The organism is Capnocytophaga catalasegens (assembly GCF_026005215.1).
GTDB lineage: Bacteria > Bacteroidota > Bacteroidia > Flavobacteriales > Flavobacteriaceae > Capnocytophaga > Capnocytophaga catalasegens.
Window position 1 is genome coordinate 36,394 of record NZ_BPMA01000016.1, and the last position, 21,315, is coordinate 57,708.

A 21,315-nucleotide genomic window follows, 5' to 3' on the forward strand; every position below is an offset into this window, starting at 1 on the left:
GAAAAAAATCAATAGAAACAACTATTTTGAGGAGCAATACAAAAGATTTTTCGATAAAAATTCTATATATCTTCGATAAAGAAATCCATTCTTTTAAAAAATGAATAAATTTATTTTTATAAATTTGCCAACAGAAAAAATGATACTACATCTATGAAAAGAATTTTAGTTACAGGAGGAGCTGGTTTTATTGGGTCAAATCTTTGTGAATATTTTGTACAAAATACAGATTATGAAGTTTTTTCGTTAGATAATTATTTCACAGGCTCGAAAGAAAATCACGTTCCTGGGGTAACTTATATGGAAGGAAATACAACTGAAATAGCGCAACTTATTGATTTTGTTCCCGATATTGTATATCACTTGGGAGAATATTCACGTGTAGAACAAAGCTTTGAAGATATGGACAAGGTCTGGAAATTCAACAAAGATGGGATTTTTGCTGTTTTAGAATTCTGTCGATATCGAGGTAGCAAAATAGTTTATGCAGGGAGTAGCACTAAGTTTGGAGACGGCGGTATTGGGCGAAATCAAAGCCCGTATGCGTGGAGCAAAGCAAGTAATACAGAGCTTGTTGTCAATTATGGAAATTGGTACAATATTCCGTATGCAGTAGTATATTTTTACAACGTATATGGAAAACGAGAAATATCGCAGGGCAAATACGCAACATTGATTGCACTTTTTGCAGAAAAAATCCGCAGAGGAGAACCGCTCCCAGTAGTAAGCCCCGGTATGCAAAAGCGTAATTTTACTCATGTTGATGATATTATTTCAGGACTTGTTTTGGTTGGAGAAAAAGGCTTGGGCGACGAATTTGGTATCGGAAGTCATCAAGCATATACGATTTTGGAAATAGCACAACTCTTTGGGGGAGAAATTGTTATGCTTCCCGAGCGAAGAGGAAATCGTATGTCTGCCGAAGTAATTACTGATAAAACAGAAGCCTTAGGGTGGAAAAACGAAAAAAATATTAAAGATTATATCAGAGAAATTTGTAAACAACTAGGAAAGTAGTTTGTGTTAAATATTAAGATGCATGAAAACATACGGATTTTATTTTTTATTTTTCGGAATAATTGGAAATATTTTCGATCAACAAACTCCTAATTTCAACAGCTTTTCCTTTCTTGCGACTTAGCGGTGATGCGGTAGCTTCGGGTGCAGGAGATATTGGAGTAGCTTCGTCGGTTGATACCTTTTCACAATATTGGAATTCGTCCAAATATGTGTTTGCTGAACAAAAATCGGGAGTTGGAATGGGTTATACACCTTATTTGAATCATTTGGTAAAAGATATTTTTCTGGGAAATATTGTGTATTATCGAAAAACCGAACGAAGCGTTTGGGCAGGGAGCTTACGATATTTCAGTATAGGAAGTGTTACTTTGACCAAAGATTTTGGAGCGGAAGCCTATGTATTAGGCGATTTTCGCCCAGCAGAATTTTCACTAGATGTCTCTTACAATCTGAAATTGAGCGAACATTTTGCAATGGGAGTAGCTGCTCGTTATTTGCGCTCAAACTTGCGTCTTCCCACTGAAGAAAAATCAACAGGAAGTGGATTTGCCGTTGATATTTCAGGATATTATTCTTCAAAACAATATCTTTTTTTTAAAATTATTTAGCCTCTTATACATTAGGATTTCAAATAGCTAACATTGGGCAGAAAATAAAATATGACGACTTGGGCAAAGAATTTTTTATCCCAACCAATTTGAAATTGGGAGTGGGGTATCATATCAGTTTTGATAGTTATAATACGGTTTCTTTCCTTTTTGAGGCTAACAAATTGCTCGTTCCTTCGCCACCACAATATGGATTTGATGATTTGAATAACAACGGACAACAAGACCTCAATGAACCAACAATTATTATAGCAGGTAAAGATCCAGATGTAGGTTTTATCAAAGGTATTTTTCAATCATTCTCTGATGCTCCTAATGGATTTAAAGAAGAACTACAAGAAATTTCGTGGGCATTGGGAGTAACGTATTCATTTAATGAACAATTTATTTTTACGAACCGGATATTTTAACGAAAATAAACGAAAAGGATATCGTCAATACGCTACTATTGGAACAGGTTTTCGGGTTAATACCTGGCAGATAGACCTTTCATATTTATTTTCATTCTCTGAAACTCCCAATCCGTTAAGTTCTTCACTTCGATTGTCACTACAATATAATTTTTGAAAATAAAATTCACTGATTTTTAATGAATTACAAGACAGATGTTTTTGTTGTTGAGTAAAGAAAATAGTACTCAGACAAAGAAAATAAATATTATTTTGCAAATTTAACATCAAAAATTAGTTTCTTTTTTGAAATAGTATATATCTTTGCAGTAATTTTGCTCTGATATAGAATGTCAATTTTGAAACTTTTCTATTTCAATAACTTTTATACAAAATAAAAAAAATTATTTAATAAAAAAAATAGTAAGAATGGCTTGGTTTAAACGTAAAGCAAAAGGAATACAAACTTCTACTGAAGAGAAAAAAGATATTCCAATGGGATTGTGGTACAAATCTCCCACAGGGAAAATCGTTGAAACAGAGGAACTTGCACAGAATAGTTACGTAAGCCCCGAAGACGATTATCACGTTCGTATTGGTAGTAGAGAGTATTTTGAAATTCTTTTTGATGGCAAATACAGCGAACTCGACAAAACAATGAGTTCCAAAGACCCTTTGAAGTTTGAAGATACTAAAAAATATACAGACCGCCTTAAAGAAGCTCATAAAAAAACTGATTTGTACGATGCGGTTCGTACAGCAGTCGGCGAATCGAAAGGACGAGAAATTGTTATCGCTTGTATGGATTTTGCTTTTATCGGTGGATCAATGGGAAGTGTTGTAGGAGAAAAAATAGCTCGCGCAATTGACTATGCTATCAAACACCGTTTGCCTTTTATGATGATTTCAAAATCGGGAGGAGCGCGTATGATGGAAGCTGCACTTTCGCTAATGCAAATGGCAAAAACTTCTGCCAAATTAGCCCAATTAGATGATGCTGGGATTCCTTACATTTCTCTATGTACTGATCCAACCACCGGAGGCGTTACAGCTTCCTTCGCTATGCTTGGCGATATAAATATCTCTGAACCAGGAGCTCTTATTGGTTTTGCAGGACCTCGCGTAGTAAAAGATACTACCGGACAAGACCTTCCCGAAGGATTTCAAACAGCAGAGTTTGTTCTTGAACACGGATTTTTAGACTTTATTGTACATCGTAAAGAACTTAAAGATAAAATAAATCTCTATATTGATTTGGTAATGAATCGACCTGTACGAGCCTAAAATTTCTTTTTAATATAATACAAAAGCTACTTGAAGAGTAGCTTTATTTTTTGAATTACAACCATAAAATTTACTGAAACATTGAAAGTTTCGTAGTCAAATCCCATAGTACAATTCCTACACTAACTGAAATATTGAGCGAATGCTTAGTTCCTAATTGTGGTATTTCAACAACGCAGTTACAAGCCGAAACCACGCTCTGTTGAACTCCTTTGACTTCGTTACCGAAAATAAGCACATATTTTTTATTTTCTTCGGGCAAAAACTGATGTAGTAATATAGCATTTTGAGCTTGTTCTACGGCTATAATATCAGCATCAGAGCGTAATTCTTCTATTAACTGATGTATGTCTTTACGATATTCCCAATCAACACTTTGGGTAGCTCCCAATGCTGTTTTGTGAATATCTTTGTGAGGAGGACAAGCTGTAATTCCGCACAAATAGATTTTTTCGACACGAAAAGCATCAGAGCTACGAAAAACAGAACCTATATTATGAAGACTTCTGATATTGTCTAAAACAATAATTATAGGTGTTTTAGGAGCTTTTTTAAAGGTTTCAACATCAATTCGTTGGAGTTGTTCGTTTGTAAGTTTTTGCATTATTTTCTTTTTTGCAAAAGTAGAAAAAAACATAGAATAAAAAATCTTGTGAAGATTGAAAATAAATAATTTATAATTTGTCAAAATTTTGTATCTTTGACCAAAAGATAAAGAAGAATGCAAGTAAGTGAATATTTTACAAAATGGGTAACTCTTTCTCCCCAAGAAAAACAACTTATTGATAAAACTTTTCAAACATTAGAGATAAATAGAGGAGAGAAGCTCCTTAGAGCAGGTAATATTTGCCAATATGAAGTATTTGTAAAAAAAGGATGCTTAAAGAGTTTTTGTTTAGATGAAAAATCCCAAGAAGTGGTATTTGCATTTGCTATTGAACAATGGTGGGCAGGCGATTTTGAGAGTTTTAATCAACGTACACCTAGCGATATAAATATAGAAGCTGTTGAAGATACAGAATTATTATGTATTACTTTATTACAAAAAGAGCAACTTCTTACCCAAATACCTCAGTTGGAGCGAGCCTATCGGATTATAGTGGAGCGACATTTGCAAAATTATCAACAGCGTGTTGTTTCTATTTTTACACTTTCAGCCCAAGAACGCTATGAAGTATTTATGAAAAAATATGCTAAAATAGCCATTCGTGTACCTCAATATTCAATTGCTTCATATTTAGGAATTTCTCCAGAATCACTAAGTCGTATTCGTAAGAAAATAGTCTCAGAATAGTTTTATTCGGAACAAAAAAATTGAAAAATCATAAAATATTTTTTTAATTATCTAAAAAACTTTGAATTATATATTTTTGTTCTTTGACTTGCAGTATTCGCCTGGCGAAATTCCTCGTATTTGTTTGAAAATTCGCGAAAAATGGTATCGGTCAGCAAAACCTAATTGTTGAGAAACCTCTTCAATCGAAATATTATTATGGTCAAAAAGTCCACAAGCATTATTTATTTTGCGTTGCTTGATAAAAAATTGTAAAGGTACATGCATTGTGTTGTGAAAAAGCCTTGCAAATGAATTCGTTGCCATATGTACCATTGTTGCCAAATGTTCATTTGTGTGATTTTGAGAGATATTTCTGTCAATATAACGAATTACCGAAAGCACTCGTTTATCCATTCGAGTCGCCTCCCATAGTGAAGCGTCTAACATAGCAATAAACTCGAAAATAATTGATTGTAAGTACATTGTGAAAGAAAAATCGAATGTATTTCCCTTTTTGAGACATTGGGTAAGATATTCTAATTTTTCCTTCTGAAACAAACTTAAATCAAGTGTATAAATCCCTTCTTTGACATAATCGAATGGAATGCCAAGATTAAAATGGATATACAAATGTAATAGCGAATCTGTAGCTATTTGTAACTCATCTTCATTTTCATCAACACGTTTGCCTTGTACGCTTTCCTCAGAAGAAAAGACTTTATTTGGGGATAGAAAATGTGAAAAATAAGGTGTGTTAGGCGAGATTATGTACAAAACATCAGGAGACATTGTATATTCTTTATGGTCATAACCAATAATACCTCCATGATTTTTATTCCAATAAATACGCCAGTATGGAAAAGCCATATCCGATGTATTCCACTTTTGTAATTGCCAAAAACGACAGCACCATAGTTTTAGCCGTACAGATGAAAAAGTTTGTTTTATAACTGAAGGGTCTCCTTTTTTAGATGAAATATCTTTTTTCATTGAGATGAATGATGTTTAAAACGGATACAAAAATACAAATTTTATTCATTTTTTTATTCATTTTTTTAGAATAATTTTGTCTTATCAAATTCGATAGTTGTTTGCCAAGAAATATCAACTAAAAAATATAAGTAAAATTAGTTAATAAAATATGCAAGTATTAGATATTATTATTTATATAACTGCCTTGTCAATTATCCTGATAGGATTTTTCGTATATAGAAATCCAGACTCCATTGCAGGATATAATACAATGTCTGATGAACAGAAAGGAAATTATGACATTGTTAGATTTAAAAAAGTCCTCAGAAATATTCTTGTAATTGGTGGTTTACTTATAATTTTTGTCAATTTATTGCTTGGATTATTTGAATTAAATGCTTGGAGGGTTTTACCTGTTATTCTGATATTGTTAGTCGTTTGTTTTTATATAGTTTACAAAGGAAGGAATTTTTATACAGATAATGAGTCGAAAAACTCGGTGAGGCTATATTGGATTCTGAGTATTCCATTTTTGTTAATTGTAGGTATCTCGATAGGTATTTATTATGGAATAAAAGAGACAGAAGTAATTGTATCTTCTGAAAAAATAAAAATAAAAGGAGTGTATGGATTTGTAATTCCAACAGAAAACATTCAGAAGGTTGAGCTAATTGAAAGACTGCCTGCAATGGGATACAAAACCAACGGATTCAGCGGTGTTGATGATATTTTAAAAGGAAATTTCCGAGCCAAAAACAAAGAGGATTACAAACTTTTTGTTTATTCTAAGCATCCTCCATTTTTGAAAATAATTTACAATGATAATCAGAAAGTATATATTAACTTTAAAACTACCTCAGAAACAACGCAACTCTACAACGAAATAGTTAAAAACTTGTAATTTGCACTTTTTCATAACCAAACCAAAAACCGACGTATACCAACTAAAATTAAATTAGTAATCAAAAAATCCGTCTGTCTTTTATTTCGGATGAAAGACAATAATGTTCGGGTGGAGGCAAAATAATAAAACTATTTTCAACTCTACCTGAACGAAACGGTGTATTCTTGTGAAACAAAATATAATTTTTAACTTAAATAATTTAAATATGTTTAAACAATTATTAGCAACATTTGTGCTACTGCTTTTAGCATTACCACTATCAGCACAAATAAAAGTAACTGGGAAGGTTACTGACGAAAGCAATAGTCCACTACCAGGGGCTAATATCTTAGTGAAAGGAACTACACACGGAGTGGTTTCTGACTTTGACGGAAATTATGAAATTCAAGTCAGTCAAGGAGATGTGCTTGAATTTTCGTATATTGGATTTCAGACCCAAACCAAAAAAGTAGTGGGGGGGGGGGGTAAGCCTCTTATTATCAATGTTTTATTAGAGGAAGATGCCCAGCAGCTTGATGATGTAGTAGTCGTAGGCTTTGGTACTCAAAAGAAAGCAAACCTCACAGGAGCTGTATCATCTGTAGATGCTAAAGTACTTGAAGGACGCCCTGTAACAAGTGCAATACAAGCGTTACAGGGGGCAGTACCAGGTATGAACTTCTCAGTAGGAAATACTGGAGGAGAACTTAATAGCAACTTAAACATAAATATACGTGGAGGAGGTACCATTGGGAGTGGTTCAAGTGCCAGTCCTCTTGTTTTAATTGATGGAATGGAAGCAGATATCAATACGCTTAATCCTCAAGATATTGAGAGTATTTCGGTATTAAAAGATGCTGCTTCAGCTTCTATTTATGGGTCGAGAGCTCCTTTTGGGGTAATTTTAGTAACTACAAAATCTGGAAAAGAAGGGCGAATACAAATTAACTATAATAATAATTATCGTCTTAGCAATCCAATGAATGTTCCTAATATGTTAGATTCTGAAAATTTCGCATATTATTGGAATGATGCTGCTGCCAATTCAGGAAGTGCTGCTATTTTTAGACCTGAAATTATTGAAAAAATAAAACAACATAAAGCTGGGCAATTATTAGAAGCTACAGACTGGAACGAAACCGAGAACAAGTGGAATGACTATACTAACTCTTGGGCAAATGTTAATTGGTTTAAGCAATTTTATCGTGAATGGGCTCCTTCAAAAGACCATAATTTAAGTATTCGTGGTGGAAATGAAAAAACAAATTATTACTTATCTGTCAATTGGCTGAATCAGGAAGGGCTTGTTCGATATAATACAGATATTTTTGATAGATATTCAGTCAATGCAAAAATCTCTTCACAGATTCTCCCATACTTAAAAATAAATTATAACACGCGCTTTATTCGTATAGATTATGTCCGTTCGTCATATTTGACCGAAGGTAATGGTTTGTTTTTCCATAATATAGCCCGACGTTGGCCTACACTTCCTGTATATGATCCCAATGGAAATTACCAATATGGAAATGAAATAGCACATCTCAATAATGGTCAATCAAAAGACCAAAAAGATATTTTAAGTCAACAAATAGCATTGGTTTTCACTCCCTTAAAAGGCTGGGCTACTAATATTGAATTTAACTACAGAATAAATAATGATTGGATTCATTCACATTGGTTGCCTATATACAAATATAATAAAGAAGGAACCCCCGAATTAGCCCCCCTACAGTTGGGAGGGGCTCTTAACAAAGCAGGAGCTTCTATAGTTAGAGAATATGCATATCGAAATAATTTCTTTAACCCTAACATTTATACTTCCTATGAAAGATACATTAAAGATCATTTTATAAAAGGACTTATTGGTTTTCAGTCTGAACTTGGAAAAACACGTAATGTAAGTGCTGATAGAGATGGACTATATAGTGTAGATGTTTTAGCTATCAATGCTACTGGAGGAGATAATGATAATGTCAGTGGACAATATCAACACTGGGCAACCGCTGGTTTCTTTGGACGATTAAATTATGATTACAAAGGAAAGTACCTTATAGAAGGAAATATCCGTTATGATGGTACTAGCCGTTTTTTAAGAGAACAACGATGGAATACATTTTCTTCTGTGTCAGGAGGTTGGAATGTAGCGAAAGAGAGTTTTTGGCAAAATTTAGGAAAATTTGGAGAGGCTATATCTGAATTCAAATTCAAAGCATCATATGGTGAGTTAGGAAACCAAAATACTCATAATTGGTATCCTTTTTATCCTAAGATGAAATTGGGAACAACAGGGAATTGGCTTATAAATAAGCAAAGAACCAATACTGCCTCTGCTCCTGACCTGATTTCTACGTTTCTTACGTGGGAAAAAGTATCTTCATGGAATGTTGGTTTTGACTTAGCTGCTTTTCAAAACAGATTAGCTCTTACCTTTGAAATTTTTCAACGAAATACTATCAATATGGTGGGGCCTGCTCCGCAATTACCTCTAACCTTAGGAACAGCACCGCCACGGATTAACAATACAGATATGGAATCTCGTGGATTTGATTTTCAAATCAGTTGGAGGGACCAAATTGGAAAAGATTTTTCATATGGAATTACAGCAAATTTGACCGATAGCCGACAACAAGTAACTAAATATCCCAATGATACGAAAAACTTAAATGAGTGGTACTCAGGAAAATATTCAGGAGAAATATGGGGATACATAACTCACGGAATTGCAAAAACGGACCAAGAAATGAATGATTGGCTTGCCAACCACGATCAGAAACAATTGGGAAGTAATTGGACAGCAGGAGACGTTATGTATGAGGACTTAAATGGAGATGGAAAAATCAATGAAGGCTCTAATACAGTGTATGACTCTGGTGATAAAAAAATCATTGGGAATAGCACCCCACGTTATAATTTCGGAGTAAATATTGATATGAAGTACAAAGGCATTGATTTTAGTATTTTTATGCAAGGAATAGGCAAACGTGATTTAGATCTACGTGGTGTTTATTTTAACGGAGCTAATACGAATATGTGGCAGTCCGCAGGCTTTGCTGAGCACTTAGATTATTTCCGACCCGAAGGAACAAATAGTCCGCTTGGCGCTAATGTAAATGCCTATTATCCACGACCATTATTTGGTAGTGGAGGTAAGAACTTCCAAGCGCAAACGCGTTGGTTGCAGGATGGTTCTTATCTACGAATAAAAAACATTCAATTAGGATATACTTTCCCTACTGAGATAATGCAAAAAATAGGTGTAGATAAACTACGTATTTATATTTCAGCTGAAAACGTAGCTACTTTTACCAAATTGAGCAAAATTTTTGACCCAGAAGTGGTTTCTAGCGGACGTTGGGGCAATGGAGAATACGGAAAGATATACCCTTTATCACGTGTGATTTCAACAGGTTTAAGTTTAACTTTTTAATATAAGAACGATGAAAAAAATATATAAAATAGCATTAGTAGTAATTCTACTTGTAACTATAACATCTTGTAACAAGTTCTTGGATCGTGAACCTCTCACTGATATTTCACCAGAACAATTTTTTAATACAGAACAAGATCTGGCTGCCTATACCATAACAAGATATTCGTTTCCTACACATAGAGATTGGAATGCAGGTACTTTTGTCGAAGACAATCATACCGATAATCAGGCTTCAGGTTCAGCAAATGGACGATGGAAAAAAGGAGAATGGAGAGTACCTACTCGAGGTGGAGGATATGATTTTAATAGCATAAGAGAAATTAATTTCTTTTTTGAACAAGTAGAACCCAAAGTAGCTAATGGGAAAATAACAGGTAGTCCGCAGAATATAAATCATTATCTTGGAGAAGCATATTTTCTTAGAGCTTATGAGTATTTTAAAAAGCTACGTTCTTTCGGAGATTATCCCATTATAAAAAAAGTGCTTCCCGATGATAAAACAATACTTATTGAGGCTTCAAAACGCCAACCTCGTAACCAAGTAGCTCGTTTTATTTTGGAAGATTTGGACAAAGCAATAGCGTTACTCAAACCAAGCCCCGTACAAGGAAAAAACCGAATAAGTAAAGAAGTAGCATTATTATTCCGTTCAAGAGTAGCTCTTTTTGAAGGTACTTGGCTTAAATATCATAAAGGAACAGCTTTCGTACCAGGAGGAACAGGCTGGGGTGGCTCTGCAACTAATTATCCTTTGGGAGGCATTGACCAAGAAATTGAATATTTCTTTACAGAAGCGATGAATTCCGCTAAAACAGTAGCTGATGCTATAGCTATCACTCCAAGTAATCACACAGTAACAGGAAAAAATGTTTTTGATAATCCGTATTACAAAATGTTTGGTGATTTGGATATGAGTGCGTATTCCGATGTACTATTGTGGAGACAAGCAAATGCTGAGTTTTTCGGACATCACACGATGCACTATCTTAAAGGAGGAGCAAACTCTGGCTACACACGTGGTTTTATGGAAACTTTTCTAATGAAAAACGGATTGCCTATTTATGCAGCTGGTTCTGGTTATCAAGGAGATGAAACACTAATCAAAGTAAAACAAAATCGTGATGAACGCTTACAACTTTTTGTTCGTGCCAATGGCGATTATATTTCCACTATTGGCAAAGAGATTGTTGCCTCATATCCTGACATTTTATCTAATGTTGCTGAACAAAAAGCTGTTACAGGCTATGATATAAATAAAGGGGTATACCCAGATCAAAAATACCACGAAGGAAGTAATCTTACAGAAACAGGCTGTATTGTTTTTCGTGCCACAGAGGCTTATTTAAATTACATAGAAGCTTCTTTTGAAAAAGAAGGTTCTCTCAATGGAACTGCTATTGGATATTGGAAAAAACTTCGTTCGCGTGCTGGGCTTCCTGAAGACCCTGATGTAACGATTTCAGCTACCGACTTAAGCAAAGAAACAGATTGGGCTGTATATTCTGCTGGAAATCAAATAAATACTACTTTGTATAACATCCGTCGTGAACGTCGTTGCGAATTTATAGCTGAAGGAATGCGGTACGATGACTTAAAGCGTTGGAGAGCACTAGACCAAGTTTCTAATTATCAAATAGAAGGAATGAACTTGTGGGCTGAAATGTATGATGCAAATGATTATAAAGACAATGGTGTAAGTAAAATAAAAACACTTCCTGACACAAGTCCGAATATGTCGGCAAAAGCATTAAGTACCTACATTCGCCCGTATCAAATCACTCAAGCTAATAATTTATATTACGACGGATATACTTGGACTAAAGCTCATTATTTAAGTCCTATCCCTTACGAAAATTTTGTACACACTTCTTTAGACGGAAGTACATTATCTTCAGTGATTTATCAAAATCCAGGGTGGCCGATATCTGCCAATGGAGGTGCTAACGATATTTAAAATCTATTACACACTTAACTATAAAATTGAAATTATAGAAATAGAACCTTATAATAATTGGTTCTATTTCTTTTTTAGAGATCTTTAAAAAAATTTAATGTTAATTATTTTGTTTTAAACATTTTATCTTTTTAACTTTGTGGTGTTCTATTTGAGAGATTACGTTTTTTTCAAACGTAATCCATTAATTACCAGAAACTTTAAATTTTATCATATATGTTCAAACAATTATTAGCTATATTTGTGCTGATGCTTTTGGCATTACCGCTATCGGCACAAATAAGAGTAACTGGAAAGGTTACTGACCAGAGTAATAGTCCGCTACCAGGAGCCGATATTTTGGTAAAAGGAACTACACACGGAGTGGTTTCTGACTTTGACGGAAATTATGAGATACAAGTCAATCAAGGCGATGTGCTTGAATTCTCGTACATCGGATTTCAAACCCAAACCAAAAAGGTAGTTGGGGGGGGTAAATCATTGATAATCAATGTTATACTAAAAGAAGATGCTCAACAACTTGATGACGTAGTAGTTGTTGGGTATGGTACCCAAAAGAAGGTAAATTTAACAGGAGCAGTTGCTTCCATTGATACTAAAAAAATGGCATCTAGACCTTCTACAAACATCACAAAAACACTACAAGGAGCTGTACCAGGGGTAACAATCATTTCTCGCCCAGGAGGTACTTCGTTGAATATTCGTGGACGTGGGAATTTAGGCTCTTCAGAACCTTTGTATATCGTTGATGGAATCGAAGTTAGTTCTAGTTTCTTCAATGCACTTAATCCTAATAGTATTGAGAGTATTTCATTTTTGAAAGACGCTTCTTCTGCAGCAATTTATGGAGCGAAAGCTGCCTTTGGAGTAGTTCTTGTTAGTACCAAAGCAGCGAAATCAGGCGTTTTACAAATTTCGTATGATGGTTCTACAGGAGTTCAAATGCCAACTTATTTACCAAAAATGGTTAACTCAGCACAATATGCTGAAATGTATCGAGAGGCTGAACGAAATTCAGGTGTCCAAGAAAGTAATTTAACATTTACAGATGAAATGATTCGTAAATATGCTGATGGTTCTGATCCTGATAGATTTCCTGACACAAACTGGTTTGATTTAATTCTCAGAAAACAAAGTTTTCTTACCAAACACAATCTTCAGTTTTCTGCGGGTAGCGATAAGTTTAAATATGTTATTGGGACGGGTTTTCTTCGTGAAGAAGATCTTACTCCAGGAGTCGCAACGAATCGTTACAATATTAACACCAAAACATCTTCTGATTTAAAGCCTTGGCTTACAATCACTTCCAATATCAATTTTATTTACAATAAATATGATAGAAAAAAAGGTTCTTCAAGCCTTTTGGAAGCTCTTCGTGTACCTCCAACACAAGTAGCAAAACATTCTAATGGTAATTGGGGTTCGGTACGAAATGGGCGTCAAGCAACAGGAGAAGAAATCAGTGCAAATCCGCTTCGATCTTTAGAAGAAAATGGGCGTGCAAATTCAACTACTAAACGACTTTTAGGATCTATAGGTATAGAATTACGACCATTAGAAAATATGAAAATCACCAATCAATTAGGGTACAACTATTTTGATTACAGAGGTTTTTCTTTTACTAATAGAAAAAAAGGTGTACCGAGTTTTTTAAATCCTGCTTCTGGAATTATCCCGAATACTGAGCTGAAAGTAAACCAGATGGATTTGGATTGGAGATATTCAGACAAGTGGATTTATGATGGCTGGATCAATTACGACAAAACCTTTAACCAAGTTCATTCATTAACAGCTATGGCTGGGGCACATGCTGATATTTATCAATATAAGCGAATCACAGTTGGGCGTAAAAACTTTGCTAGTGACGAAATGAATGATTTCAAAGGAGGTTCCATCAAAGAATCAGATCAGTTAGTAACTAACCGACAAAATGAAGATTTTTACTTAGAAGAGAATATCAATTCTTACTTTGGAAGACTAGGATATACTTACGATCAAAAATATCTTTTTGAAGCGAATTTCCGTGCAGATGCATCTTCACGCTTTGCCAAAGAAGGTAGATGGGGATATTTCCCTTCATTTTCAGTAGGTTGGAGAATGGAGCAAGAAGAATTTATGAGAAATCTTACTTGGATTGATGGACTTAAGTGGCGTGCCTCTTGGGGGAAAAATGGAAATATCAACAACATAGGTCTATACGATACGTATTCAACATATAATTCCAGTGGCACCATTGTTTTAGGAGGAGTGAGTTCTAACATCCTTACTGAAGGACGATTAGGAAATAAAAATTTAACTTGGGAAACAACTATCACCACCAACGTGGGACTTGATTTATCAATCAGTAAAGGACTATTAGGCTTAACTATTGATTACTACGATCGTCTTACAGATGGAATTCTTATTAGAGCTAATGACATAATGACCGAAACAGGTTTATCTTCGGAACAAATCCCTGCTCGCAATGTCGGAAAAGTACGTAACAAGGGAGTAGAATTAGTTGTTTCACACGCTAATAAAATAGGTGATTTTTCATATAATTTGTCCTTCAACGCTACTCATAATAAAAATATAATAGAAGATTTAGGAGATAAAGTTACAGAACTTCCTCCAAGCGACCATTGGATTTTTAGAAAAGGAGGTTCCATAGGTGATTTTTATATGTTACAAGCTGATGGTGTATATTCCACTCAAGATGTTGCCAGTGGAAATATAATTCCCTTTGGAACACAGGTTCCAGAAGCAGGTATGGTAAAATATGTTGACGCAAATGCTGATGGTAAAATTGATTCCCAAGACCGTATAATAGTAGCTAACGATGTTCCTAAATTTACTTACGGATTTAATGTAGATTTGAATTATAAGAATTTTTCATTGTCTGTATTCGGGCAAGGTGTAACTGATGTCAAAGTTTATTTAAGTGAAGAAGCCTCACAAGCATTCTTTGATAATTCCGTACCTCGTCAATGGCAAACTGATTATTGGACAGAAAATAATCAAAATTCCACATACTTAAAACTTTTCACACCTGCAGATCAACGTTATAAATATAATAATCAGAAATCATCTTATTGGTTATTCGATGCTTCTTATTTTAGAATTAAGAACGTTACATTGAGTTACTCTCTATCTGATGATGTATTAAAGCAGATTGGATTGACAAATGCACGTATATTCCTCTCAGCAGACAATATATTTACAATTAGAGGAGACAAACGAATGAAAGATTTTGACCCCGAAGTTGCTAGTGGGCGAGGATATAGCTTAGGTTTGAAAAGTTATACAGCGGGTATTACCTTTACTTTTTAATAGATAAAAAAATAGAAAAATGAAAAATATAATAAAAATAGCTTTTGTAACTTCTGTTTTAATGGGAGTGAGTTGTTCCGATGATTTTTTTGAAAAATCTCCACAGGGTTCGTTAGACCCTTCCAAAATTGATGAGACATTACTTACAAGTTTTAGAAATTCCATCTACTCATATAAAGGAGCTATGTCATTAAATGGATATGGCGCCATCTTTTTAGACGGATATGCAGACAATGGATACTCACGAAATTCGTGGGATAGTAATGGAGCTTCTGTACAAGCTAATACTCTTAATCCAGCTCAAGATTATGGATATAATTGGTTTTACTCTGGCATACGAGCGTGTAATCAGATTATTGAAAAGGTAGATGGTTTTGAAAAAACTCCTGCTGAGTTACGCTCAAAATACAAAAATGAAGCTCGTGTTATGCGTGCGTGGCTTTATGGAGGATTAACTCTCTATTTTGGTGATGTACCTTTTGTTGAGGGACTTGTTGATGATTTTCCCAACGGATTAAAGCGGACTTCTGCAAGTGAAATACGTTCTTGGGTTTTGAAAGAACTGGACGAAGCTATTGCAATATTGCCTACTATCAATGATAAAGGCACATTCAATAAAGTCGTTGCAACAGCTATCAAAGCTCGTATGGCATATTATTTTGGGAATTATTCGGAAGCTGAAGCGGCAGCTCGTTATGTTATTGACAACGGAGGATACCAACTTCACCAAGTAGCATCTCTTACCGATGATATGAGAAAAGATGCCGAATATTTTAAGAAATTTATTGATTTTTCTACTTATGGAATAAATGAAAATGATTTCATTAAGGGGATTTTCAATTATCAAGATATTTGGAAAGCAGATAATAGCCCCGAAACAATTATAGCTCAAGAAGTTATCGCTAATGAACAAGAAGGAGATTGGCTACGAGTAACGGCTCTATTGACTCCAAATTTGGTAGATAAACAAGCGTGGGCAACAATTGTACCTATTCAAGAGTTGGTTGATGCATATTGGTCAGTTGATGGAAAAACACTTCCTGTACTTTCTCCAATGACGAATCGAATAACTCAATATAACACCCTGAAAACTGAAGTAGATGGCTTGAAACCAAATATGCCTAATAAAACATATAGTGAAGCTGTACATAGTATTGTAAATAGTCTTCCTTTAAAAGACTATATGTCACAGTATAAGAATCGAGATAGTCGCTTGTATGCTTCGATTATTTTCCCATTCTCTTCTGTAAGTAAATATATTCCAGATGCATATCAAGAGTATGTACCTGACATCGTAAATTATGGACGAAGTGGCTTTGCTTTTCGAAAAATGAGTGGAGCTGACGATGTTGTTACAATTTGGGGTGGTGCATATTATACTACAGGGATTGATTTTCCGATGATGCGTTTAGCAGAAATCCTTCTTATTTATGCGGAATCACATACTCAGGTAGTTGGTTATGACGGCAGTGTAACTACAGAGCTTAACAAATTACGAAAACGTGTAGGTATGCCTGATGTCCCCACAAGTTTATCAAAAACAGAGGCTCTTGATTTTATCCGTGCAGAACGCAGAATAGAGCTTGCAGGTGAGGGTTTTCGTTTCTTTGACATCCGTCTTTATGAAGATGATACCAGAAATGGTGGGTACAAAGGAAATCAAGCTGCAAGCGTTGTGATGAAAGGACAAATACAAGATATAGTAGGAAATCCTGGAGCAGAAAAAAAATGGAGCCCTCGCTTGATGTATATGCCTATCCCGACAACTGCATTAGATAAAAATAAAAATCCTGAAATGAAACAGAATGAAGGATATTAAAGATTACTAAAACGATAGATAATCTATCTTTTAATACACATACCAAAGGCTCCGAGAAAATCCTCTCGGAGCTTTTGGCTTTTTATACCGAAAAATATAGCGGAAAATTATTTTTCACTATGAAAAAAGCAAATAATATCCTAAAAATATTTTAGGTTTAAATTTTTATATTATCTTTGCCGATTATTTAGAGAACTATTATATCTATTTCTAATAAAAAATTGATGAGACGACTACTTTTTTTGTTCATAATGTTGGTTACCCAAACTTTGTGGGCGCAATATAACGAATTAGGACTATTTGTAGGAGGAGCTAATGCGGTTACAGATATTGGTAAAGCAGTATATGTAAATCCTAACAAATGGGCAATAGGAATATTGTACAAACGAAATTTGCATACACGACTTTCATTTCGAGCGGACTTAAAATACCTTACTCTGTGGGATAATGATGCTCAATCGGATATTGTCGCACGCCAAAATCGTGGTTTTTCGTTTGAGAACGAAGTCATTGAAATAGGAGCAGGTATTGAGTACAATTTTTTAGATTTTGATACACATCAACCCTTTGATGTACTTTTTACGCCTTATTTTCATACAGGAATTTACTATTTTGAACAAAATTATTTACAATTTCAGAATTTAACCACTACCCCACAAACTGCATTGATTAGTAAAAAAGAACCTATTGGAACTTGGGCTATTCCTTTTACCTTGGGAATAAAAACTCGCTTAGGTAATACGCGTTTTCTACTTGGGGCAGAAGTGAGTGCGCGATATACTTTTAGTAATAATTTGGAAGGGAGCAAACCCAACGATAGTTCAAAAAGATTCGGAAATTTTAATAATAACGATTGGTATTTTGTATCAGGATTGTACATAACATATACTTTTGGACAAAAACCTTGCGATTGTTTTTAGGCTAAAACAAATTAATATTTTGAAAACACAGATAGATATAACAAAACTACCTCAACACATAGCTATTATTATGGATGGCAATGGACGTTGGGCGAAACAAAAAGGAAAATTACGTGTTTTTGGTCACGAAAGTGGCGCAGGAACTCTTCGAAATATTATTCAAGCAACAGCAGAACTCGGTATCCCTTACCTTACATTGTATGCTTTTTCAACTGAGAATTGGAATAGACCTAAGGCAGAAGTAAATGCACTTATGTCATTGTTGTTCAGAGGATTGCAAAAAGAAATAAAAATGTTACATCAAAACAATATCCGTTTGAATGCCATTGGCGATATGGATAGTTTACCTACAAATGTTCAGAAAGAACTACAAAAATCAATAGAGCTAACACAACATAACACACGATGTACAATTACATTAGCTCTTGCGTATGGAAGTAGGCAAGAACTTATACAAGCTGTTAAAAAAATAGCTTCTGATGTTAAAAATAACATAATTAGCCTTGATGATATAGACGAATTGCGAATAAATCAAGAACTTTACACTCGCAAAATGCCTAATGTTGATTTGCTCATTCGTACTAGTGGAGAGCATCGTATTAGTAATTTTTTGCTCTGGCAGATAGCATATGCCGAATTGTATTTTACGAAAGTGCTTTGGCCAGACTTTACACCCGAACATTTGTATCAAGCCATTATAAATTTTCAACAAAGAGAACGTAGATTTGGAAAAACCAGTGAACAACTTAGTAAGTAGTATGATGTTAAAAAAAATAATGACCCTTATAAGCGTAATGCTCATAGGAATAATACACGCACAGGAAGAAAATTCTGAGCAAGAATTACAAATGTCCACGCAAGACACTCTATTAGGATGGAGTAAGCAAGATGAAAAATTTTCGTTAGACAATGCCAAAGAATACGAAATAGGAGGTATTGAAGTAACGGGAGCAAAACGTTACAATGCCCAAACTATTTTGTCAGCATCTGGGTTGAAAATAGGAGATGTTATTACAATTCCAGGCGAAAAATTTAGCCGAATTATTCACAAATTGTGGGAGTACAAGCTTTTCAGTGATGTTGATATTTTTATTACAAAAACTGAAGGTAATAAAGTATTCTTAGAGCTTTCTATTCAAGAAACACCCAATCTTACTGATATTGTCGTTACAGGAGTGAAACCCAAAAAAGCAGAAGAAATACTTAAAGATGCTGAACTCAAAAAAGGAACAACAAAAGTTAATGAAAGTTTGGTTGCCAAAACTAAAAATTACCTTACTAACAAATACAGAAAAGAAGGATATTTGAATACCAAAATTCATATTGATACGAAAGTTGACACAACTGATGCCAATGGAGTAAAAATGCTTATAAATATTCATAAAGGTAGTAAAGTTAAAATAAAAGATATTACTTTTGAAGGAAATCAAACGTTTCCGAATGCAAAACTTAGAAAGCAACTCAAAAAAACCAAACGTCGATTTGCAGGGCGTTTTTGGAAACGTTCTAAGTACGTTCAAGCCAACTACGATGAAGACCTTATTTCACTCATTGACTTTTACAAAGAAAATGGTTACCGCGATGCTCGTATTATTCAAGATACATTGTTTAAAGAAAAAAATAATGATATTAGTCTGAAAATCAGTTTAGAAGAAGGAAGAAAATATTACTTTGGAGATATAAAATTTTTGGGAAATGCAGTGTATAGCAATCAAATATTAGATCGTATATTGGGTTTGAAGAAAGGAGATGTTTATAATGGAGTACAACTGAAAAATCGTATTAACGATCCTAAAAAACCAGATGCAAATACGATATCAAATCTCTATCAAAACAATGGATATTTATTTTCTCAAATAATTCCTGTTGAAGTTTCAGCAGTTAATGATACAATCAATTTTGAAATACGTATTCGCGAAGGTAAAATAGCACATTTTAATAATATTTCAGTATTAGGAAACACAATAACTAATGATCGAGTTATTTATAGAGAAATGCGTACAAGGCCGGGGTATATGTATTCTAAGGAAGATATAATTAGAACCATACGAGAATTGGGACAATTAGGTTTTTTTGATGCAGAGAAAATTAGTCCCGATATCAAAAATCCCGATCCTAATGCAGGCACAGTCGATTTAGAATGGAAGTTAGATGATACAGGTGGGTCAAGCCAAATACAATTACAAGGTGGTTATGGAGGAGGTAGTTTCATTGGAACTATCGGACTGAATTTTAATAATTTCTCTATTCAAAATATTTTTGATAAAAAATCATACAGACCTTTACCAATGGGTGATGGGCAAAAATTATCTCTCAATGCACAAGCCAGTCGTTCATATCACGCATATAGTTTCGCTTTCACAGAACCTTGGTTAGGAGGTGAAAAACCTGTACAGTTTTCTGTATCATTCCAGCATACAGTTCAGTATAGTTATAACTATATAACGTATGATGTTGATAGAGATCGTCGTTTTCACATAACAGGTGTTACGGTTGGAATAGCAAAAAGACTTCGTGTCCCAGATGATTATTTTCAATTATCACAATCTGTAGGCTTTAATCATTATAATTTGAAGAATTATAATACAGGTTTATTTACTTTCGGAGATGGATATTCTAATTCGTTAGCATATACAGCCACATTGAGCCGACGTTCAAGTGGACCGAATCCCATTTTCCCCATGGGAGGAAATGATTTTAGTTTATCAGCAAAACTTACATTGCCTTATTCATTGTTCAATGAAGTTGATTATGGAGCTTTGTTGGAACAACGAAATCAGGCTGTTGCCGATGGAAATTCTAATAAAATATCTGCTATTGACCAAGAACGTTACAAGTGGTTAGAGTTTTATAAAATAAAAGCAAATGCTTCTTGGTATACTAATTTGATTGACAAATTAGTACTAAAATCAAGTGCAGAATTTGGTTATTTAGGAGCTTATAATAAACAACGAGGTGTTATCCCTTTTGAACGTTTTTTTGTAGGAGGAGACGGAATGGCATATTATTCTCTTGATGGTCGAGAGTATATTCAAATGCGTGGTTATCCTAATCAAGCCCTCTCAGGGGAAGATGGAGACCCTCTTTACAACAAATTTTCATTAGAACTTCGTTATCCAATTACATTAAAACAAACAGCCTCTATCTTTGCTCTGGCTTTTGCTGAAGGTGCTAATTCATATGGAGGTTTCGAGCGATATAACCCTTTTGAGCTCAAACGTTCAGCGGGATTAGGTGTACGTATTTATATGCCTTTGTTTGGAATGTTAGGATTTGATTTCGGATACGGATTTGATAGTATTGGAGGGCGTACAGGAGCCAACGGTTGGGAAACGCACTTTATTTTTGGACAACAATTCTAAAATTATTGTTCAAATTACAATTTTAGTTAATAGACTTATGTTATTTTTATTTAATAGTAATTGATTGATATTTAGTAAATTAAAAT

At 34.3% G+C, this 21,315-nt stretch carries 16 protein-coding genes; 14 read left to right on the forward strand and 2 right to left on the reverse strand.

The genetic code is table 11. The features are described from left to right. Positions 1-153: 153 nt before the first annotated feature. From OO775_RS04555 to accD, 5 genes are all read left to right on the forward strand, one after another. A complete protein-coding gene (locus tag OO775_RS04555) occupies positions 154-1,017 on the forward strand; it encodes an NAD-dependent epimerase/dehydratase family protein (RefSeq protein WP_264845844.1) in 864 nt (287 codons plus the stop codon). 62 nt (positions 1,018-1,079) lie between these two features. Next, the gene (locus OO775_RS14065) at positions 1,080-1,628 is read left to right on the forward strand and encodes a PorV/PorQ family protein (RefSeq protein ID WP_309297239.1); all 549 of its coding nucleotides are present in this window, start codon (positions 1,080-1,082) and stop codon (positions 1,626-1,628) included. Positions 1,629-1,687: 59 nt separating this feature from the next. Beyond that, on the forward strand, positions 1,688-2,038 hold the full coding sequence (locus tag OO775_RS14070) for a PorV/PorQ family protein (RefSeq protein WP_309297240.1): 351 nt from the start codon (positions 1,688-1,690) through the stop codon (positions 2,036-2,038). Continuing rightward, the gene (locus OO775_RS14075; RefSeq protein ID WP_309297241.1) at positions 2,004-2,195 is read left to right on the forward strand and encodes a hypothetical protein; all 192 of its coding nucleotides are present in this window, start codon (positions 2,004-2,006) and stop codon (positions 2,193-2,195) included. The genes OO775_RS14070 and OO775_RS14075 overlap by 35 nt, the downstream gene beginning before the upstream one ends. A gap of 251 nt (positions 2,196-2,446) precedes the next feature. Continuing rightward, entirely contained in the window at positions 2,447-3,301 is an 855-nt protein-coding gene (gene accD, locus OO775_RS04565) for an acetyl-CoA carboxylase, carboxyltransferase subunit beta (RefSeq protein WP_264845845.1), read from the forward strand. 70 nt (positions 3,302-3,371) lie between these two features. Here the strand turns inward: accD and OO775_RS04570 are convergent, their stop codons facing one another. After that, a complete protein-coding gene (locus tag OO775_RS04570) occupies positions 3,372-3,905 on the reverse strand; it encodes an RNA methyltransferase (protein ID WP_264845846.1) in 534 nt (177 codons plus the stop codon). 117 nt (positions 3,906-4,022) lie between these two features. Between OO775_RS04570 and OO775_RS04575 the strand changes: the two genes are divergently transcribed. Next, positions 4,023-4,595, forward strand: a complete 573-nt coding sequence (locus OO775_RS04575; RefSeq protein WP_264845847.1) for a Crp/Fnr family transcriptional regulator — start codon at positions 4,023-4,025, stop codon at positions 4,593-4,595. A gap of 66 nt (positions 4,596-4,661) precedes the next feature. Here the strand turns inward: OO775_RS04575 and OO775_RS04580 are convergent, their stop codons facing one another. Beyond that, positions 4,662-5,567 carry a helix-turn-helix domain-containing protein gene (locus OO775_RS04580; RefSeq protein WP_264845849.1) on the reverse strand — a complete coding sequence of 302 codons (906 nt, stop codon included), beginning with the start codon at positions 5,565-5,567 and terminating at the stop codon, positions 4,662-4,664. A gap of 151 nt (positions 5,568-5,718) precedes the next feature. Between OO775_RS04580 and OO775_RS04585 the strand changes: the two genes are divergently transcribed. The 8 genes from OO775_RS04585 to bamA all read left to right on the forward strand — a co-directional run bounded on the left by OO775_RS04585 (position 5,719) and on the right by bamA (position 21,229). After that, a complete protein-coding gene (locus OO775_RS04585; RefSeq protein ID WP_264845850.1) occupies positions 5,719-6,450 on the forward strand; it encodes a DUF3784 domain-containing protein in 732 nt (243 codons plus the stop codon). Positions 6,451-6,658: 208 nt separating this feature from the next. Further along, positions 6,659-9,862, forward strand: a complete 3,204-nt coding sequence (locus tag OO775_RS04590; RefSeq protein WP_264845851.1) for a SusC/RagA family TonB-linked outer membrane protein — start codon at positions 6,659-6,661, stop codon at positions 9,860-9,862. Positions 9,863-9,872: 10 nt separating this feature from the next. Then, positions 9,873-11,819 carry a RagB/SusD family nutrient uptake outer membrane protein gene (locus OO775_RS04595; RefSeq protein ID WP_264845852.1) on the forward strand — a complete coding sequence of 649 codons (1,947 nt, stop codon included), beginning with the start codon at positions 9,873-9,875 and terminating at the stop codon, positions 11,817-11,819. Between the two features lie 216 nt (positions 11,820-12,035). After that, positions 12,036-15,128 carry a SusC/RagA family TonB-linked outer membrane protein gene (locus OO775_RS04600; protein ID WP_264845853.1) on the forward strand — a complete coding sequence of 1,031 codons (3,093 nt, stop codon included), beginning with the start codon at positions 12,036-12,038 and terminating at the stop codon, positions 15,126-15,128. Between the two features lie 19 nt (positions 15,129-15,147). Further along, positions 15,148-16,947: a RagB/SusD family nutrient uptake outer membrane protein gene (locus tag OO775_RS04605; protein ID WP_264845854.1), complete on the forward strand. Its 1,800-nt coding sequence runs from the start codon at positions 15,148-15,150 to the stop codon at positions 16,945-16,947. Positions 16,948-17,171: 224 nt separating this feature from the next. Then, a complete protein-coding gene (gene porG / locus OO775_RS04610; RefSeq protein ID WP_264845855.1) occupies positions 17,172-17,867 on the forward strand; it encodes a type IX secretion system protein PorG in 696 nt (231 codons plus the stop codon). Positions 17,868-17,877: 10 nt separating this feature from the next. Continuing rightward, positions 17,878-18,624 carry an undecaprenyl pyrophosphate synthase gene (gene uppS, locus OO775_RS04615; RefSeq protein ID WP_264846043.1) on the forward strand — a complete coding sequence of 249 codons (747 nt, stop codon included), beginning with the start codon at positions 17,878-17,880 and terminating at the stop codon, positions 18,622-18,624. A 4-nt stretch (positions 18,625-18,628) separates the two neighbouring features. Further along, positions 18,629-21,229 carry an outer membrane protein assembly factor BamA gene (bamA, locus tag OO775_RS04620; protein WP_373874549.1) on the forward strand — a complete coding sequence of 867 codons (2,601 nt, stop codon included), beginning with the start codon at positions 18,629-18,631 and terminating at the stop codon, positions 21,227-21,229. Positions 21,230-21,315 lie beyond the last annotated feature (86 nt).

Coding starts and splice junctions, on each gene's coding strand:
- OO775_RS04585 (WP_264845850.1), top strand. CDS start 5,719: ATGCAAGTATTAGATATTATTATTTATATAACTGCCTTGTCAATTATC.
- bamA (WP_373874549.1), top strand. CDS start 18,629: ATGTTAAAAAAAATAATGACCCTTATAAGCGTAATGCTCATAGGAATA.
- porG (WP_264845855.1), top strand. CDS start 17,172: ATGAGACGACTACTTTTTTTGTTCATAATGTTGGTTACCCAAACTTTG.
- OO775_RS04600 (WP_264845853.1), top strand. CDS start 12,036: ATGTTCAAACAATTATTAGCTATATTTGTGCTGATGCTTTTGGCATTA.
- OO775_RS04570 (WP_264845846.1), bottom strand. CDS start 3,905: ATGCAAAAACTTACAAACGAACAACTCCAACGAATTGATGTTGAAACC.
- OO775_RS04575 (WP_264845847.1), top strand. CDS start 4,023: ATGCAAGTAAGTGAATATTTTACAAAATGGGTAACTCTTTCTCCCCAA.
- OO775_RS04590 (WP_264845851.1), top strand. CDS start 6,659: ATGTTTAAACAATTATTAGCAACATTTGTGCTACTGCTTTTAGCATTA.
- OO775_RS14075 (WP_309297241.1), top strand. CDS start 2,004: ATGAACAATTTATTTTTACGAACCGGATATTTTAACGAAAATAAACGA.
- OO775_RS04605 (WP_264845854.1), top strand. CDS start 15,148: ATGAAAAATATAATAAAAATAGCTTTTGTAACTTCTGTTTTAATGGGA.
- OO775_RS04595 (WP_264845852.1), top strand. CDS start 9,873: ATGAAAAAAATATATAAAATAGCATTAGTAGTAATTCTACTTGTAACT.
- OO775_RS04580 (WP_264845849.1), bottom strand. CDS start 5,567: ATGAAAAAAGATATTTCATCTAAAAAAGGAGACCCTTCAGTTATAAAA.
- OO775_RS04555 (WP_264845844.1), top strand. CDS start 154: ATGAAAAGAATTTTAGTTACAGGAGGAGCTGGTTTTATTGGGTCAAAT.
- accD (WP_264845845.1), top strand. CDS start 2,447: ATGGCTTGGTTTAAACGTAAAGCAAAAGGAATACAAACTTCTACTGAA.